This window comes from Paenibacillus rhizoplanae, assembly GCF_042684125.1.
Lineage (GTDB): Bacteria > Bacillota > Bacilli > Paenibacillales > Paenibacillaceae > Paenibacillus_AQ > Paenibacillus_AQ rhizoplanae.
The window spans coordinates 1-18845 of record NZ_JBHUKY010000027.1 but is presented as its reverse complement, the minus strand read 5'-3'; the positions used below and the strand labels follow the sequence as shown (position 1 = coordinate 18845).

The window sequence follows — 18845 nt, the reverse complement described above, 5'->3', positions numbered from 1 at the left end:
GTGCTGGCTGCCGCCATCCGCTGGCGGCGCAGCCTGGCCCTGCTGCCGGCGGTGCGCCGCGCCGGCAGGCTTGGCCGTGAGCGGCAGCTGCGCGCCGCCGCTCTGGCCTGGCACGGGCTGGCGGCGCGGTATGGGCCGCCGCTGCCCGGGGTTACCGCCAGGGAGTACGCAGACTCCCTGGCTATCGAGGACGGGCGGCTGCGCGCCGCCGTCCGGGGGTTTGTACGCCAGTGGGAGACCCTGGCGTATGGCGGCACCGGAGGCGGCGTGCCTTTAGCGGCCGCGCGCTCCGCTGGAGACGCCGTGCCTTTGCCGGCGTCGGGCTCCGCTGGAGGCGTAGTGTCCTTAGCGGCGTCAGACCTTGCTCGAGGCGCAGTGTCCTTGACGGCGTCGTGCCCCACCGGAGACGCCACGCCCATGTCGCCCTCGTCGCCCCCTAACGCTGCCGATACAACAGACGCAGCGGCATTCATGGCCCGGTGCCTGATGATTACCTTTCATCTGACCTGATCGAGAAGCGGCGTCCCTGCACTTGCAGCGGACGCCCTTTTCATATAGGGAATTATGACTTCCGTCTGTCGCGGATGGAGGTGCGTAGATTGGAGCAAATGTATGCAAAAACCGAATACATTCAAAATCACGCTTCCTCTAGTAACGCTGAATACCGCCAATCAGGGCTGTAATTATTCACTTTATTTCCATAACATAGATACCGGCTCCCGGAAGAGGTGAATGAGCAGACATTTGCTCATCTGCAGGTATTCCATACTGTCATGGCCACGAGCCTATTTCCGCTACCTTTGCCCCGTGCAGGTATTCCCTCCACCCCTACCACAGCTTGCCCAAAACCTTGAAGCAAAGGGACCCCATTTCCTTGACGCTGAGAATTAACCATGAGTATAATGAATCCAATAATCAAGGGAGGCAAGTAATGAACAAGCCAAATGAAATGATCGTTGTTCTGGATTTCGGGGGACAGTATAACCAGCTTATCGCGCGCAGAATTCGTGACCTGGGGGTATACAGCGAGCTTCTGCCGTACAATACACCGATGGAGAAGATTAAGGCCTTATCGCCAAAAGGGATTGTATTCTCAGGCGGGCCAAGCAGTGTCTATGCGGAGAATGCACCGCATGTAGACCCGGCAATTTACGAGCTCGGGCTGCCGATCTTCGGAATCTGCTATGGGATGCAATTGATGGCACAGCAGCAGGGGGGCAAGGTGGAACGCTCCGCCAAGCGCGAGTACGGCAAAGCAGATGTGGAATTCGCACCCAGCTCCGTGCTTGCAGCGGGCCTTGAGAGCAAGCAGACCGTATGGATGAGTCACGGGGACCATGTAGTGGAGCTTCCGGAGGGCTTTAAGCTGGATGCCGGTACAGAGAGCGCGCCGATTGCAGCCATGAGCAATGATGCACGCAAATTCTTCGCCGTTCAGTTCCATCCTGAGGTACGCCACTCCGTGAAGGGGAATGAGATGATCTCGAACTTCCTGTACGAGGTCTGCGGCTGCGAGGGCAAATGGACGATGGAGTCGTTCATTGAGGATGCTGTTAAGGACATCCGTGATAAAGTCGGCGACCGGAAGGTGCTCTGCGCACTCAGCGGCGGCGTGGATTCCTCTGTTGTGGCAATGCTGATTCACCGTGCGATCGGCGACCAGCTCACTTGTATGTTCATTGACCACGGCCTTCTGCGTAAAGGTGAAGCGGAGAGCGTCATGGAGACTTTTGTCGGCAAGTTCGATATCCATGTTGTCAAAATCGACGCCCGTGACCGCTTCCTCGGCAAGCTGGCCGGTGTGTCCGATCCCGAACAGAAACGTAAAATCATCGGCAACGAGTTCATCTACTGCTTCGACGAAGAATCGGCCAAGCTGGGTGACTTCGCGTTCCTGGCCCAAGGTACACTGTATACCGATATCGTAGAGAGCGGTACAGCAACGGCGCAGACGATCAAGTCGCACCACAATGTGGGCGGGCTGCCTGAAGATATGAAATTCAGTCTGATCGAGCCGCTGAACACCCTCTTCAAGGATGAAGTCCGTAAGCTGGGCGAAGAGCTGGGCATGCCGCATGCGATCGTGTGGCGTCAGCCTTTCCCGGGTCCGGGTCTGGCGATTCGTGTACTGGGTGAAGTGACCGAAGAGAAGCTGACCATCGTCCGCGATTCCGACTATATCCTGCGTGAAGAGATTGCCAAGGCGGGTCTCGACCGCGAGATCTGGCAGTATTTCACTGCACTTCCTAACATGAAGAGTGTGGGCGTAATGGGTGACGAGCGCACCTATTCCTACACCGTAGGCATTCGTGCGGTAACCTCCATCGACGGCATGACCGCCGACTGGGCGCGTATCCCTTGGGATGTGCTTGAGAAAATCTCTGTGCGTATCGTCAACGAAGTAGATAACGTTAACCGCATCGTGTACGACATTACTTCTAAGCCGCCTGCCACGATTGAGTGGGAATAGGTATAGGATAAAAAATAACTCTCTTCTATCTGCGGTTTTCTGCTGATAGGAGAGAGTTATTTTAAAATATAAGCGTATAGGCTTCACGCTATAAATGATCCTTCTACTTCTCGCTGAAACGGTACTGTCCTTTAAAAGGACGGCAAAGCTGCTTCCACGTAAACTTCTAAACTATTTTTTTAATATTTCTTTTTTGAAGGAAATATGTAATGATGCCAAAGGCAGCGCCCATGATACACCAGACCAGAATGTTGAATAGGTGAATTTCGATCTTCTCACCAGCTAACGCCGGGAACAGGAACTCCATCAGGACGAGCATAGTGAAGCCCCACTGGGCACCGGCCAGGAAAAACTTTTTCTTCAATGCTTTAATTGTTTTTTCATAATCTGCATCAATGTCGTATTCCGTTTCTGCAACTCCGGTTTTTCGGAGCCGGATAAGGATGTAGTAGGCTACGAACTGCTGCACAATGAACAGAGCCATAGTTCCGAATGTGAATGTGTGGTGTATGGTGTCCATAATTAAGCTAATGAGCATAAGGCCAGACGTCAGATACAAGGCATGCATGCAGGCACCGGCAAGAACACGATGGATCTCTCCCCGCTGGTACTCATCTCTTTCCTCCATATAGCCAACAAATGGCTTTAGCATTCTTTTCTCCATATTACTCAGCATTACTGTTTACCTCCCAGAAAAGTGTATTCAAATCAGAGTTCAGGGCCTTGGCCAGCTTAACGCACAAATCCAATGAAGGATTATACTTGTCATTCTCAATCAGATTGACTGTCTGCCGGGCAACTCCGACCTCTTTCGACAGGGCAAGCTGCGACAAGCCGGAGCGTTTTCTGTATTCTGCAACCCTGTTCATATCGATTCCTCCTTGAAAAAAGTCATATATATATGACTAACTGTTTATTCATCGTACTCTCCATAAGTCAATGTGTCAATTATATATGACAAAAAAGAACTCCAAAACCCTATATTAAGGTTTGGAGTTCTTCTTCCCGCTTAGGCGGCTAGCTACAAGCTCTTCAATTCATAAATCTTCTCCAGCGTAAGAAGACACTCCGTCTTCTTGTCATCACTCTCCGTATGGAGATACCCTTCCACCAGCCGGTATCCGAAGACGAGCAGAATGAATTCGTAGACGCAGTGGCCGGCAAGCGGGGCAATCTCTCCCGCATATTCCGCGAAGCCCCGGTAATAAGCAGGGACACACCGCTGATAGTATTCAATCATGTGATCCAGATCAACCTCATCCGCAATCAGGCTGGCGATATCCTCGCCGAGGTAGCCCCAGCCCGTGGTATCCCAGTCGATCAGCACGAGGGTCCCGCCAGTATGAATAATGTTGGTTACCCAGAAGTCCCGGTGGCATAACACCAGGGGCAGGCGTTCAATCCGGGCAAAAATATTGTCCGAATGTTCATCGATGTCGATGAGCATTTGCCGTACATGCTGCGGGAATTCGCATTCCTCCGAACGGATATAGTCGTAGACAACCGGCCATGACCGGTAGTGCAGGTACGTATTCTTCATGAAATCTGCATGGCTCAGGTTGGCCAGACTATGCAGTACTTCAGGCTGGTCTGCGTACAACTTCCCTTGATACCGTCCCAACTCCAATGCCGCCTGTTCATACATGTCACCGGTCAGCTCCAGGCCGGAGATGCCATCAATATATTCCAGCCACAATCTCATTTCATCCCCGGCTTCATTCATCTCAGCGTGATAACACACCGGCCAACGGAAGGATTCTGTGAAGGTTGCCCCCAGTGGGGAAGCGTAGAGGTCATATTCCCGCCGCCAGGAATCCGGATCATCGTAACGCTCCCATTTCTTCTGGATTTTCAGCACAATACGGTACGGCCGTTGCTCTCCGTCAGCCGTTTCGGCCATCCCGGTAACCAGCTGCACATCCCCCAAGGTCCCGCAATGTAGCTGTAACATCTGGTAATCGGCAGATTTAATAGTTGTTGTAAAAAGCACACTTAGTGCAGTATATAACGCTTCAGTTGGAATCTTCATTTTTTCCAGCCCCCGGTTTTCTTGGTTTGTTTTCTCTGCATCGCGATCGATTGATTGCGGGCATTTTTGTGAATAAGATAGCTTGTTCTATCTTGAACGAACTTGTTCTCATGCTGCTGGGCCTTATAATGCTCCCAGCGTTCACGCGGCAAGGAACCATCAGCAATCGCGGCGAGCACCGCACAGCCCGGCTCGGACTCATGGCGGCAGTCATGGAACCGGCACTCTGCGAACCATTCCTCGACATCGTTGAAGCCTGCAGAGATGCCTTCGTCAGCGTCGAATAATCCAAGCTCACGCATCCCGGGGGTATCGATTACCATTGCTCCCGAGGGGAGCATGAACAACTGACGGTGGGTCGTCGTATGCCGTCCCCGGCTGTCTTCCTCCCGGATGGCACTGACCTTCATAACATCCCGTTCCATCAGGGCGTTAAGCAGCGATGATTTGCCGATTCCGGACATGCCAAGGAAGACGACAGTTGAACCTGGCTTAAGGTAGACATCAAGCTCATTTAGCCCGAGACCGTTATGACTGCATACTGCGTGCACTGGAACATCCGGCATGCTCTGACGGACTTCTGCCAGCGGGAGGCTATAGTCTTCTGTGAGATCAGCCTTGGTCAGAATGACGACCGGCTGGCCGCCGCTCTGCCTGGCCTGGGTCAGATAACGCATCATGCGGGTGACATTGAAATCCCAGTTCAGGGAGGACAGAATAAATACATAGTCAAAGTTGGTGGCCACGACCTGCTCCAGAATGGTTTTGGTATAGCCGGCGGCATGACCTGAATAATTGGCACGCGAGAACTTGGAGCGGCGGGGGAGCAGCGTAACAATGAGCGAATCCCCGCCCGCGTTCGGGCGCAGCAAGATAAAATCACCGACGCACGGGAAGTCCTCCCTGGATTCCGCACTATGATAGAACGTGCCTTTGAGTATGGCGGTCAACTCGCCCCGCTCTGTGATTACCGTGAAGCGCTCCCGCCGGAGCTCTGTAATTCTGCCAGGCAATAATCCGGACGGGATTTCCTCTATTTCTGTATATCCATAGGTTTTTAGATCAATCATATTTTAGGTGTAGCTCCTTATCTGTTGTTTTGTGGACGCAAAAATGCCGCGGAACAGCAGCCTCAATAAGAAGCTGCTGTTCTACGGCATCAAGATGCAAAAAAGATACGACCTTCATCGTATCCAGCAAACAGCAATATTCACGAAAGGTTACTTGGGATGGCATACCAAATAATCCAGGCGTTTGCCCGATTTTTAAGATGTATGCCTGCTATGCAGTTTTAAACGGAAACCACCATATAAGTAGTAGCCAATCGAAACATCCCCTTTCGGATAAGGAACTTGTTAGAAATTTAGTGCTTATCGCTAAGCACATTCAGATTAACATGCATAGTTGTGAAAATCCATGTAAAGTTTAATTATAAAGTTTAAGTATGGTCGGTCACTTGTTTACGTGTTAATCACGAATTCCTGGCTTCTTTACGTTTTTCCGCATATTCAGCGGTTGCAGTAAAGAGTAAGTCCGAGGATGAATTAAGCGCTGTTTCAAAAGAGTCCTGCAACACACCGATGATGAAACCTACACCAACGACTTGAATGGCAACATCATTCGATATGCCGAATATGCTGCATGCTAGAGGAATCAGTAAGAGCGACCCTCCAGCAACGCCTGAGGCCCCGGCAGCAGCTACGGCAGATAGGATACTAAGAATAAGCGCTGTTCCAAAATCCACTTCAATGCCAACTGTATGAACAGCAGCGAGAGTCAAGACGGAAATCGTAACCGCTGCCCCCGCCATATTAATGGTAGCACCTAAGGGAATGGACACCGAATAGGTATCCTTATCAAGCTCCAATTTTTCACATAAGCTCATGTTGACTGGAATGTTTGCAGCGGAGCTGCGAGTAAAGAATGCCGTAATCCCACTTTCCTTCAGGCAATAAAGAACAAGCGGGTAAGGATTCCGGCGGATTTTCAGATATACGATCACTGGGTTAACAACAAGTGCCATAAATAACATACAACCAATTAGCACGAGAAGTAGTTTACCGTAATCAAGCAAGGATGAAAGCCCATTGGCTGTAATGGAATCATACACAAGTCCCATGATGCCCAGAGGCGCCAGGTTGATTACCCACTTAACTATATGGGATACCGCATCAGAAAAGTTAGTGAGCATTATCTTTGTACTATCATTGGCACTTCTTAGAGCTATACCAAGAAGGAGAGCCCAAGCTAGGATACCGATATAGTTAGCATTCATTAGTGCGTTTACTGGGTTGTCGACAACCTTAAACAGCAAGCTCTTCAGTACTTCTACAATCCCGTCAGGTGGAGATAGGTCGCCCGCACCCGCTACAAGTGACAAGCTCACCGGGAAGATGAAACTTGCGATAACTGCAGTTAGCCCGGCCAAAAAAGTACTTAACCCATATAGAGCAATAATCGACTTCATATTCGTCTGGTGGCCCTTTTTATGCTGCGAGATAGCAGTCATCACTAAGAGCAGGACCAATACTGGCGCGACGGCCTTTAATGCGGATACAAACAAGGAACCGAAAATGGTGAAGCCTGTTGCATTAGGAAACGCTAAAGCCAGGATACTACCAATTATGATCCCCACAAATATTCGTTTTACCAGGCTTACTTGATTCCATTTGAGCAATAAAGCGTTCATGTATTCCCTCCGGTATCAATATGGAAATATAACTAAGCCCTACAGCTTTACTATGTTGATACATAGCCGCTTTACTATGTTAAGGCGATTATATTTAGGCTAGTTTAACACGGGAATAACCTTCTATGTAAGAGAGTGGGAGAAACTGTGCGTAATTTTTCACTTATATATATTATATTCAATTACAAAATCCCTTAACCATGCGGTGGTTGTCATAAAAGTGTTCAATTTACGAACAATACCCAAAACCTGACGGGTAATGTTCGTATTTACCATTGACAAGAGCTGTCATCTCCCCCTAAAATGATAAAGCGCTACAGCAAATATATTCGTATAATTCCGGGGATCGGCCCGGAAGTCTCTACGAGGTCACCGTAATGACCTGGCTACGATTAAGAAGAGCAGCTCGTTTTGGGATTACCGGCGATCGTCCGGAATTCCGGGCAGCCATCTCTTTTTCGGGCCGGTGTCTTCCCAGATGCCGGCTTTTGTGTTGCTGTATTGGCACAACCAACATACAACCTTAGGGGGAGAACCATTTGAACCGCTTTTTCAAACTGAAAGAGAACGGCACCACAGTACGCACAGAGATCATGGCCGGTATAACCACGTTTATGGCAATGGCTTATATTCTGTCGGTTAATCCAAGCACCCTGACTGCCTTCGGCCGCATTGATATGGGCTGGTATTCTGTCTTCCTTGCGACGGCGCTGGCAGCCGGTATTTTCACCATTGCCATGGGGGTATTCATTAACTTCCCGGTCGCTCTGGCACCTGGTATGGGCCTTAACGCATATTTCGCTTCCGTAGTCTTATCCTCTGCCACCACTGAACATGAGTTCACCTGGCAAATGGGTCTTACCGCTGTATTTATCTCCGGGATTATCTTCATTATCCTGACCATTACTAGGGTCCGGCAAATTCTGCTCACTGCCATTCCTGACAGCCTGAAGCATGCGATTACCGTCGGTATTGGGATGTTCATCACCATTATCGGCCTGAAGAACAGCGGACTGATGACTATCGGCGTTGAAGCCGGTAACGATATCGCCGCTAACAAATTTACAGATGTTCTTTCTTTTGAAACTGTAATTCATATGGGCAGCCTGGAGAACACCAATGTTCAGCTCGTGATTATCGGCCTGCTGCTGATCTCCATCTTAATGGTACTGCGCGTTCGCGGCGCTATCCTGTTCGGAATTCTCGGTACTACCGTGGCTGCAATCCTCATGGGTGCTGTAGATTTCAGTACACTGAGCAATCCGCAGACGCCATGGGTTCCTGACTTCACACAGCTTAACTTCTGGGAATTCGACTGGGAAGGCATTATGCACACCGGTATCGTATCGGCGATTGCCACCTTTACCTTCGTAGAATTGTTTGATACCTTCGGTACGCTGGTGGGTACTGCTGAACGCGCCGGAATCATGAAGAACCCTGAAGAGGGTAAGAAGCGTGTCGGTAATGCCATGTTCGTAGATGCGGTAGCTGTCGCGGGCGGTGCGATGCTGGGTACTTCCACTACTACCGCTTATGTCGAGAGTGCAGCCGGTGTAGCTGAAGGCGGACGTACGGGTCTGACTGCAGTAACTACAGGTATCTGCTTCCTGCTTGCCTTGTTCCTGGCTCCGGTAGTCGCCCTGATCCCTGGTCCGGCCACAGCGGCAGCGCTGATTATTGTCGGTGTACTTATGGCTCAATCGATTCGTGAGATTGACTTCCAGGACATGGTGCTGGCGATTCCGGCTTTCCTGACCTTCGTGATCATGCCGTTTACGTATAACATTGCTAACGGGATCTCATTCGGGATTGTTACTTATGTTATTCTGGCTTGTGTAGCGAATATTGCCGGCAAGAAGAAATATGATATCCACTGGATGATGTGGGTGCTGGCGGTGCTGATTGTACTCCGTTATGTTCTGATCGGCAGCCAAGGCTAATAAGCTCCACGGATTCTGACTTACATTCTACGGTCTCTTCATTATATGAAGGGGCCGTTTTCTTTTTGCTCTTGTAAGGGGGAAGCCGCCGGGGAGAAGCTGGGCTTTACCCTTTTCATCAACCAATATTTAGATTATATTGTTGAAGAGGTGATAAATGGTGTCCGGTGTATTCAATCGAGTGTACAAGTCCTTCCGTAGCCAGCCCTGGCCGGTGCTGCTGTTCCTGCTTGGGGCAATAGTCCGTATTCTATACATAACTTCTATTCCACCGGGACTGAATCAGGATGAAGCCTCTATCGGCTATGATGCCTACGCCATTCTGCACTACGGGATGGACCGGAATGGTGTTCATCTGCCGATTCATCTAATCGCCTGGGGGAGCGGGCAGAATGCGCTCTATGCCTACTTGTCCATGCCGTTCATTCTGTTGTTCGGACTGACGCCATTGTCTGTAAGGGCGCTAAGCCTGATCATGGGACTACTGGGCATGCTGTTTTTCTATCTCATTATGAAAAGACTGTCGGCCTCGCCTGGAGCCGGGACCGCTGCCATGTTCTTTATCGCCATTAATCCTTGGCATATTATGATGTCCAGGTGGGCGCTGGAATCGAATCTGTTTCCAACGTTGATATTGATAGCCGTATACTTTCTGCTGCGCGCCTTTACGAATACAAGGTGGCTGTACGCCTTTACCGGCATGCTGGCCCTCTCGCTGTATGCTTATGGAACAGCGTACTTTTTCGTTCCGCTATTTGCGCTCGCTACGGCAATTCTTCTATTATATAGCAAGGTCCTGCGACCCCGTGCCCTGGCCTGGAATTTTGTATGGTTTGCGGCACTTGCGCTGCCTATATTACTATTTATTATCATTAACCGTTACGCCATGCAGGATATAACTACTCCGCTGTTCACGATTCCGAAGCTGACGACGCCGCGCGTGGAGGAGATTTCATCCCTATTCGGCGGCAGGCTGTGGCAGGCGGCTGCGGATAACCTTAGTGCCTTCAGCAAGCTGATGTGGAGCGGGAGCGACGGCTTGGCCTGGAACTCCATCTCTCCTTACGGGTATGCGTACCCGATGGCGCTGCCTTTTGCGCTGCTCGGCCTGATCGTTCTCCTGCATTCCTGGTGGACAAGCCGGCGGGAGAGGGAGAGTGCTGGTAGGGGAGCCGTGTTGCTCTGGTTCCTGATAGCGGTGCTTATGGCGCTGATTACAACTGTGAATATTAACCGGATTAATATTATCTTTTATCCGTTCATTATGCTGGTAAGCACCGGATTCGTCTGGCTGGCAGGCAGAATCAAAGGCGTAGCCATCCTGGCCGCGGCCGGATTCGCCGTGATGTTTATTTTATTCTCCAATACTTATTTCCGCGATTTTCCTGAGCGAATCGGTCCGGCCTTCTATGAATCCTTAGGGGAGGCTGTCCAGTATGCTTCGGAACATAGCACCGGTGAAGTCTATCTTACGAACCAGGTGAATATGCCTTATATTTATGTGTTGTTCTATGAGCAGATCAATCCGCATGATTTCCTGAAGTCTGTTCAGTATGCCAATCCGGGAGAAGCCTTTCAGCGGGTTTCTTCCTTTGGAAGATACAGGTTTGATGATTTGAACAGGGTGCCTGCGAATGCCGCATATATCTATGCGAATACTGCTGCGCCGCCTGCGGCAAGCGCCGGATCTAGAGTGAAGCGTTTTGCCAACTACAGCGTACTGCTCACCAGTGAACAGAATGGCGGGACTCTGGACACACCCAAGACTGCTGCATTTAAATTTGTAAATGGCGGATTTGAAGAAGGGACAGCGGGCTGGTCCTTCTCTGCGGGAACGGGAGTGGCCGGCAACAACCCCTTCGCCGGGAGTAAGCTGGCCTATCTTGATCCCGGAGCGGAGACGATCGTTTCGCAGAATTTTACCGCAACAGCCGGTGAGTACAGACTGACCGTCATGGCTAGTAGCGGCGGCAGCGGCGGGAGGATTGGCATTCGGGCAGCTGGTAAGGTGCTTGCAGAGACAGAGCTGCCTGCGGCGGAAGCCTATCAACAGATCACACTTCCTGCGTTCACTCTGGAGCAGGGGATACAGGCAGAAGTATACATAACCGGCGGTAATGGCTGGATTAACATTGACGAGGTGAGGGTAGAACGATGACCAAGAATGTACGTGCAGCGGCAACCGTTATACTGATGCTCTTATTATTTATTCTTCCAGTAACTAGCACTTATGCCGAAGGGAATGTATTGCAGAACCCGGGCTTTGAAGAAGGCGAAGACGGGGCGCCTACAGGCTGGAGCAAGGATATGTGGATTGCCGGAGATGCGGCGGGCTCCATATCCGTTCAGTCCGAAGAGGTTCATTCCGGCAGCAAAGCGGCGGTGATTGAGAATCTGGAGCCCAATCACCTGAAGTGGGTGCAGACCGTTACCGTTTTGCCGGACAGCTACTACAGAATCTCTGGATATGTCAAAATAGCCAGCATCGCAGGCGGGGGAATCGGGGCCAATATCTTCCCGGTAGGCATTGGCGGCGGTTATCCCGCTACCAGCGATACCGGCGGTGAATGGCAGCGTCTGGAGTTCATCGGCCAGACCGGCAAGGAGCAGACCGAGATCGGAATCGGCGCTGCGCTGGGCGGCTATGCGAATCTCATCCAGGGTAAGGCCTATTTCGATGATCTGTCCGTAGAGAAGCTGGATACGGTACCAGAGGGATCGAGCATAATCTCACTGGACAGCGGAGCCCAGGCTCCCCCGGCAGATGCGGACGGCGGAAGCAAGCCGGAGGAAGTGCCGCATAAGGTGTCTCCGGCCAAGCTGCTGCTGCTTTCTGGAGTATTCTGCCTGTTCTTTGCTTTTCTGTACACAAGAGCCTTCCGCAGTGAGCGTCTGCTGAGACAGGAGGACGTAATCTACACGCGCTGGCTGTACGTTTTGTTTGGAGCGGCATTCATCCTGCGGATCTGGATCGGCCTTACGGCACAGGGCTATAAAAATGATATGAATACCTTCATGGCCTGGGGCCAGCGCCTGACCGACCTTGGACCGGGCAAATTCTATGAGGAAGGTTATTTCGCCGATTACCCGCCGGGGTACTTATATGTGCTATACCTGCTTAGCCTGCTGCGCGGATTATTTAACTTTGCGGGCGGCTCAGGTGCCGAGACGGTTCTCTTCAAGCTGCCTGCGATTCTCTCGGATCTGGTGCTTGGCTGGATTATCTATAAGAGCGCGCGAATCAGGCTCGGCTCCGGGCTGGCTATGGGGCTGATGATGCTGTTCCTGTTCAATCCGGCTGTACTGATGGATTCGGCAGCCTGGGGGCAGGCGGATTCCTTTTTCCTCATCTTTCTGCTGCTCAGTATGATCGGGGTTGTCGATAAGCGTTTTGTACGTGCAGCGATCTTTTTTGCCGTCGCTACATTGATCAAGCCGCAGGCGCTGATTTTCACACCTGTGCTGCTGTTCGCCTTCTACCATCACCGGGCCTGGAAGCAGCTTGCGCTGGGTGCCCTGTACGGACTGGGGATCTTTCTTGTCCTCGCGGCCCCGTTCTTCTGGAACAACGGCGGTTTTGCAGGCTTGATTAACCTCTACAAAAGCACACTGTCCTCCTATCCTTATTCCACAGTGAATGCATTCAATCTGTATGCCTTGACCGATCCGATGTGGTCGGCGCTGGATGTGACCTGGCTCGGCATACCGTATCGTATATGGGGCTTTATTTTCATCCTGGTGGCAGTTGCACTTGCTGCTTATTATTCCTTCAATACCAAGGACCGTAAGGATCTCTCCAAGTCCTACTTCATCGCAATGGTGCTGATCACGATTGTCTTCGTATTCGGTACCAAAATGCATGAGCGTTACTTATATCCGGTACTCATCCTGTCCTTATTCGCCTTCATGGAGAGCCGGGACCGGCGTTTCCTGACCTTGTTTCTCGGGTTCTCCCTGACCCAGTACATCAATGTTGGTTATACACTGGCGTTCCTGAATACCGGCGGAAATCCGCCAGCTGACGGAATTGTTCTGGTTACAGCTATTACCACTATCATTCTTGCGATATATTTGCTCTATATTGGATACGATGTATATATCCGCAGAACTGCGAAGCTTTTGCCTGAGCCGGTTACTCCCAAGGAGGCCTATGCAGCAGATATGCTGCTTGCAGAAGGCATCAAGCCGCTTGCCCCTGCTGAGCGGCGTTCTCCGCTGAAGCTGAAGCGCAAAGACTGGATCTGGATGCTCGGTATCACCGTGCTATACGGGGCGCTTGCCCTCTATCATCTGGGAGATAACAAGGCGCCTGAGACTCTGTGGGAGCCAGCGGCCAGCGGCGAGAGCTTCTATGTGGATCTGGGGCAGGCCCATCAACTGGAGCGGGTCAATGTGTTCGGCGGTGTTGGAACAGGGAAGTTTCAGCTGGAATTCAGCCAGACCCCTGATAATTGGAGCAGCCCGCTTGAGGTAAGCGAGGATGTCGGCAATGTCTTCATCTGGAAAAGCCAGCCGCTTAACGTATCCGCAAGATATGTCAAGCTCTCGGTTACGTCTCCAGGCTTCACCCTCAATGAGATGGCGTTCTATGAGCAGGGGGCTCCTAAGGTTCCTCTGACCATAGCAAGCGTGACACCTGATTCGGGGGCAACAGCTAAAAGAGGAACGCCGGCCAATCTGTTCGATGAGCAGTCCGTCATACCGGAGAACTCTAATTTCATGAACAGTACGTATTTTGATGAGATCTATCATGCCCGTACGGCTTATGAGCATTACCATAATATAGTGCCTTATGAGAACACGCACCCGCCGCTTGGCAAGCTGCTGATCGGGGTAGGCATGGAGCTGTTCGGCGTCAATCCGTTCGGGTGGCGGGTCATCGGCACCTTGTTCGGGATTGCGATGCTGCCGCTGATTTATATCATGGCCCTGCGGTTGTTCCGTAAGACTACCTATGCAGCACTGGCAGCAGGATTGTTCGCCCTGGACTTCATGCATTTCACCCAGACGCGGATATCGACCATCGATGTGTACGGTGTATTCTTCATTATGCTTATGTTCTATTTCATGCAGCGGTATTACACGATGAATTTCTACCGGGTGCCGCTACGGACCACACTGGTTCCGCTGTTCTGGTCAGGACTGTTCTTCGGAATCGGGGTTGCCTCGAAATGGATTGTCGTCTACGGCGGGGCAGGCCTTGCCATTATGCTGGCACTGGTGCTGCTTGAACGCTATAGGGAATACAAGGCCGCCGGACGGCTGCTGGCTGAAGGCAAGCTAACCGGACAGGACCTCAAAGCCGCCTGCAGGACGGCAGATCAGTCCTTCTGGAAGAATACCGTGATCACCCTGGCCAGCTGTATAGGATTCTTCATTGTCATTCCGGGGATCGTATATAGTCTGTCCTTCATTCCCTCACTGTCTGCGTCGGCAGAGGGGTTCACCCTTAAGGGGCTGATTGATGCCCAGAAGAATATGTACAACTATCACAGCCAGCTTGTTGCTACCCATCCATTCGCCTCCTCCTGGTGGGAGTGGCCGTTCATGAAGCGTCCCGTATGGTTCTTCAGCGGCGGCGAAGGCTTGCCGGCAGGCAAGGCGAGCAGCATAGTAACGATGGGGAATCCGCTGATCTGGTGGACAGGAATCTTCGCGATGCTGGCCGCCGTATGGTTCACCGTGAAGCGCCGGGACAAGAACCTGTACATGATCTGGATCGGCTTCTTCTCACAATATGTTCCATGGATGCTTGTGCCGCGTGAGACGTTCCTGTACCATTACTTTGCAATGGTGCCGTTTATGATTCTATCCATTGTATACATCCTGAAGCTGCTTGACGGCAGGTTCCAGGGTGCCAGATATTTGCGGTACGCCTATGTTGCGGCCGCCGCCATCCTGTTTGTAATGTTCTATCCGGTATTATCCGGCATGCAGGTGAACAGCAGTTATATCATTCATGTCCTTCGCTGGTTCCCTTCCTGGGTATTCTAGGAGGGGAGCTTCAGAAGCCGGATATATGTTCAAAGCTGATATTGATGAAGCGCATCAAGGAAGCTGTGGCTTACAACAAATTTAGGAGGAACCCTTGTGAAGGCCAGATATAGTGTAATTGTCCCCATGTACAATGAGGAGGAAGTCATTCAGATAACCTACGAGCGGCTCAAAAAAGTAATGGATGGTTGCGGGGATTCCTATGAGCTTGTGTTCGTCAATGACGGCAGCCGGGACCGTACGGCTGAGATTATGCGCGGAATCAGTAATACGGATGAACATGTCAAGCTGATTGACTTCTCGCGTAACTTCGGCCACCAAGTGGCGATTACGGCGGGTATGGATTATGCTGAAGGTCAGGCTGTTGTGGTGATTGATGCGGATCTCCAGGACCCGCCTGAGGTCATCCTGGAGATGATCGCCAAGTGGAAGGAAGGCTATGAAGTAGTCTATGCCAAGCGGCTGAAGCGCCACGGAGAGACCTTCTTCAAGAAGGTGACGGCCAAAATCTTTTACCGTCTGCTAAGCAGCATGACCAGTGTAGAAATTCCTACGGATACCGGGGACTTCCGGCTGATCGACCGCAAGGTCTGCGATGTGCTGCGCGGCCTGAAGGAGAAGAACCGTTATGTGCGGGGGCTGGTGAGCTGGGTTGGCTTCCGGCAGACCATGGTGGAATATGTGCGGGAGGAACGCTTCGCCGGGGAGACGAAATATCCGCTCAAAAAAATGATCCGCTTCGCGCTCGACGGAATCACCTCCTTTTCGCACAAGCCGCTCAAAATCGCCTCCTATGTCGGCTTCTTCCTGTCCTTCTCCAGCTTCCTCTACCTGTTTCTGGTCTTATTCCAGAAGGTCTTCACCTCCTGGACCGTGCCGGGCTGGGCGTCCATTGTCGGGGTTAACCTGCTGTTTAACGGCATTGTGCTGATGCTGCTCGGTGTAATCGGGGAGTACATTGGACGGATCTATGATGAATCGAAGGACAGACCGCTCTATATCGTTAGCGAGACCAAAGGCTACCCGGATGCGGAGACCGAAGACACGCGGAAGGAAAGCGATTATGCAAGATAAGGCTTGGCGTGCAGGCATGATCCAGTTTCTGAAATTCAATGCAGTGGGCCTGCTTAACACGTTCATTGATTTCGCGGTATTTACCCTGCTGCATTCCCTGGGGATGCTTAACACCCCTGCACAGATAATTTCCTACAGCGCCGGGACGGCAAACAGCTTTTTCTGGAATAAAAAGGTGACCTTCAAGGGCCGGGACAGAGGCGGGAATGGCGGATTTGACCGGATGCAGCTGGTGAGATTTATTGTGCTGAATCTGCTGGTGCTGGGCATTTCGGTACTGCTGATTCATCTGCTGACTGATCGCCTGGGAATCCAGGTGCTGATGGCCAAGGTGCTGGTTACCTTCATTACAGTGATCATTAATTTCTTTGGAAGCCGGAAGTGGGTATTCTAGAGGTACAGTACATCTTCCTCGTGTCCTGCGGGGTTAGCACTTATTCTATATTGCGGAGGCGATTGTCATGCGGAAGTTATCCTATTTGATTATACTTGCCGGGGTTCTGATTATGCTCTACCCCAAAGGAAGCGAATGGTACGAGGACCGTCAGCAGCAGAAGCTGCTGGAAGAGGCTGAACAGGCCTATAGTGAAATCGTTCCTTCGGCTACGGCTCCTGCCAGTCAGGATCTGAGCAAGCCCTATGCGGAGGTCACCCAGCTGCTGGCGGAAGAGTCCGGTGCGGAAGAGCCGGTGCCCACTACAGCGCCCGAGATTGAAGTTGGAGGCAAGATCACCGCCATTATTGAAATCGACAAAATCGATCTGAAGCTGCCTGTACTGGAGGGCGCCACCAAAACTAATATGAAGCATGCCGCGGCGCATATGAAGGAGACTGCTCCGATTGGTGCGGTAGGCAACGCAGCGATTGCGGCACACCGGTCAAGAACGGCAGGACGGCTGTTCAACAGACTGGATGAGATCGGTAAAGGGGATACCATTACTGTTATTACAAGCGGCCAGGAATACAAGTATGTTGTATATGATGTATCTATTGTAGAGCCTACCGATATTTCGGTACTGAAGGGAAAGGATGATGATAAGATTCTGACCCTCATTACCTGCGATCCGCTTGTCAACCCGACCCACAGACTCATCATTCATGCGAAGTTAACCTGACTTGTCCAAGACAAGGCAATAAAAGTCGAAAAAACATAAAATTTTAGACTATTTTTGTGGAATCTAGCGATTTGGGTCTTGCTAATAGATAGAGATATGGTAAGATATAACTATGAAAGCTAATACACGATAAACGGCAAACCTATCGAAAGGTAGGGACGCAAAGCTACAGGGCCTTCCCTTCATGGATGGCAGCCAGCTACCGAATGAAGAGGCTTTTTTTGTTTGTTTTAATTCTGGATCTGTAATTATATGGTAGTAGATTGGACAGATAAAGCTTATACGATAACGGCAAACCTATCGAAAGGTAGGGACGCAAAGCTAAAGGGCCTTCCCGTAAGGATGGCAGCCAGCTACCGAAAGGGGTTTTATCCATGAAGAAGTTATATTTAATGTTGATTACACTTTTTGTGATTGTCACTTCCGTGCAGACAGGCACTGCTCAAGCAGCTAATGCAGATTCAAGCTGGTTAAATGTTGGACAACTTGGTCAAGGGGTTATCGGGGTTTCATATGATGTTCCTAAGGACAAGAAGATGAAGCTCATGATTACCAAAGACAATAACAGCTATACTTACAACTTATACACTTCCAAACCAACCGAGACGTTCCCGCTGCAACAAGGAAATGGCTCTTACAAGGTCTCCGTTCTTGAGAATACTACCGGCAACAAATACAAAGTACTATCTTCCGAGACTGTATCTCTCTCAATGAGCAATGTGAATGCCGTATATTTGAGCTCTGTACAGAATGTGAAATGGAGTTCTTCCGATAAATCCGTTCAAAAGGCAGCCCAGCTTACAAAGGGTCTGACCACAGATGCAGACAAAGTTAAGGCTATCTACAATTACATCGTAGCTAACGTGAAATATGACTACTCTCTGGCTAACAGCGTAAGCACAGATTATATTCCGAACAACGATAACACACTGGCTACCAACAAAGGTATCTGCTACGATTACGCATCCTTGTTCGCTACTATGCTCCGCAGTGAAGGCATTCCTACCAAATTGGTTATGGGGAATACAAGCTATGTAACTTCATACCATGCCTGGAACGAAGTGTTCATGAACGGCAAATGGGTAACGATTGATACTACAGTGGATGCAGGTCTGGGTAAGAACACCGCGTCAACAGAACTGGTCAAAGCAGCAAGCAAATATACTGCAGCGAAATTCTACTAAGAATAGCTGTGAACTATAGCATTTCCTGAGAATAACCCGCTTAATGTTTAAGCGGGTTATTTTTATTTATATAAAGGTTGCTTTTTAATAGAGGGATAGGTTATTATAAATAAGCGTTGTTGGAACGGCAAAGGAAATGAGAGATTACTTAAAAAAGTGATTTCAAAATAAAGCTTGCATTGTTCAAACGAACGTGATATATTATAAGAGTTGCTGGTGACGAAGTAATCGTCGCTGACAACGAGCTTGATCTTTGAAAACTGAACAACGAGTGAGTATCGGAAATCGCTTCGGCGAGATCCAAAATGAGAATGAAAATTCTCGTCAGATGTTTCAAAATGAGCAATCGC

At 50.5% G+C, this 18845-nt stretch carries 14 protein-coding genes and 3 riboswitches; of the genes, 9 read left to right on the top strand and 5 right to left on the bottom strand.

Translation table 11 applies throughout. From position 1 onward, the window contains the following. Both ACFSX3_RS16550 and guaA read left to right on the top strand, forming a co-directional pair. Complete coding sequence (locus tag ACFSX3_RS16550) at window positions 1–510, top strand: DUF4129 domain-containing protein (protein ID WP_379313048.1); 510 nt, start codon at window positions 1–3, stop codon at window positions 508–510. A 421-nt stretch (window positions 511–931) separates the two neighbouring features. Continuing rightward, the gene (gene guaA / locus ACFSX3_RS16545; protein ID WP_209993753.1) at window positions 932–2470 is read left to right on the top strand and encodes a glutamine-hydrolyzing GMP synthase; all 1539 of its coding nucleotides are present in this window, start codon (window positions 932–934) and stop codon (window positions 2468–2470) included. 166 nt (window positions 2471–2636) lie between these two features. On the opposite strand, the gene ACFSX3_RS16540 is transcribed toward guaA, so the two are convergent. From ACFSX3_RS16540 to sstT, 5 genes are all read right to left on the bottom strand, one after another. Then, entirely contained in the window at window positions 2637–3146 is a 510-nt protein-coding gene (locus ACFSX3_RS16540; protein WP_209993754.1) for a DUF3278 domain-containing protein, read from the bottom strand. Beyond that, a complete protein-coding gene (locus tag ACFSX3_RS16535; RefSeq protein ID WP_036696905.1) occupies window positions 3136–3339 on the bottom strand; it encodes a helix-turn-helix transcriptional regulator in 204 nt (67 codons plus the stop codon). Before ACFSX3_RS16535 ends, ACFSX3_RS16540 begins: the two co-directional genes overlap by 11 nt. A gap of 152 nt (window positions 3340–3491) precedes the next feature. After that, entirely contained in the window at window positions 3492–4499 is a 1008-nt protein-coding gene (locus ACFSX3_RS16530) for a phosphotransferase (protein WP_209993755.1), read from the bottom strand. Further along, window positions 4496–5569 carry a ribosome small subunit-dependent GTPase A gene (rsgA, locus tag ACFSX3_RS16525; protein WP_209993756.1) on the bottom strand — a complete coding sequence of 358 codons (1074 nt, stop codon included), beginning with the start codon at window positions 5567–5569 and terminating at the stop codon, window positions 4496–4498. The genes ACFSX3_RS16530 and rsgA overlap by 4 nt, the downstream gene beginning before the upstream one ends. Window positions 5570–5970: 401 nt before the next feature. Beyond that, window positions 5971–7188: a serine/threonine transporter SstT gene (gene sstT, locus ACFSX3_RS16520; RefSeq protein ID WP_209993757.1), complete on the bottom strand. Its 1218-nt coding sequence runs from the start codon at window positions 7186–7188 to the stop codon at window positions 5971–5973. 309 nt (window positions 7189–7497) lie between these two features. After that, window positions 7498–7597: riboswitch (purine riboswitch) on the top strand. A 130-nt stretch (window positions 7598–7727) separates the two neighbouring features. On the opposite strand from sstT, the gene ACFSX3_RS16515 reads away from it, so the two are divergent. The 7 genes from ACFSX3_RS16515 (at window position 7728) to ACFSX3_RS16485 (ending at window position 18495) form a co-directional block, all read left to right on the top strand. Continuing rightward, window positions 7728–9128 carry an NCS2 family permease gene (locus tag ACFSX3_RS16515; protein WP_209993758.1) on the top strand — a complete coding sequence of 467 codons (1401 nt, stop codon included), beginning with the start codon at window positions 7728–7730 and terminating at the stop codon, window positions 9126–9128. A gap of 157 nt (window positions 9129–9285) precedes the next feature. Beyond that, window positions 9286–11286 (top strand): glycosyltransferase family 39 protein, encoded by a 2001-nt coding sequence (locus ACFSX3_RS16510; protein WP_209993759.1) that lies wholly within the window; start codon window positions 9286–9288, stop codon window positions 11284–11286. Next, window positions 11283–15122 carry a glycosyltransferase family 39 protein gene (locus ACFSX3_RS16505; protein ID WP_209993760.1) on the top strand — a complete coding sequence of 1280 codons (3840 nt, stop codon included), beginning with the start codon at window positions 11283–11285 and terminating at the stop codon, window positions 15120–15122. The genes ACFSX3_RS16510 and ACFSX3_RS16505 overlap by 4 nt, the downstream gene beginning before the upstream one ends. A gap of 96 nt (window positions 15123–15218) precedes the next feature. Next, entirely contained in the window at window positions 15219–16196 is a 978-nt protein-coding gene (locus ACFSX3_RS16500; protein WP_209993761.1) for a glycosyltransferase family 2 protein, read from the top strand. Next, window positions 16186–16590, top strand: coding sequence for a GtrA family protein (locus tag ACFSX3_RS16495; RefSeq protein WP_209993762.1), 405 nt, complete (start codon window positions 16186–16188; stop codon window positions 16588–16590). The genes ACFSX3_RS16500 and ACFSX3_RS16495 overlap by 11 nt, the downstream gene beginning before the upstream one ends. A gap of 67 nt (window positions 16591–16657) precedes the next feature. Continuing rightward, window positions 16658–17311: a class D sortase gene (locus ACFSX3_RS16490; protein WP_209993763.1), complete on the top strand. Its 654-nt coding sequence runs from the start codon at window positions 16658–16660 to the stop codon at window positions 17309–17311. Window positions 17312–17436: 125 nt separating this feature from the next. Next, window positions 17437–17518: riboswitch (cyclic di-GMP riboswitch) on the top strand. A gap of 73 nt (window positions 17519–17591) precedes the next feature. After that, window positions 17592–17672, top strand: a riboswitch (cyclic di-GMP riboswitch). 13 nt (window positions 17673–17685) lie between these two features. Further along, on the top strand, window positions 17686–18495 hold the full coding sequence (locus ACFSX3_RS16485; protein ID WP_209993764.1) for a transglutaminase-like domain-containing protein: 810 nt from the start codon (window positions 17686–17688) through the stop codon (window positions 18493–18495). The last annotated feature ends 350 nt before the right edge of the window (window positions 18496–18845 follow it).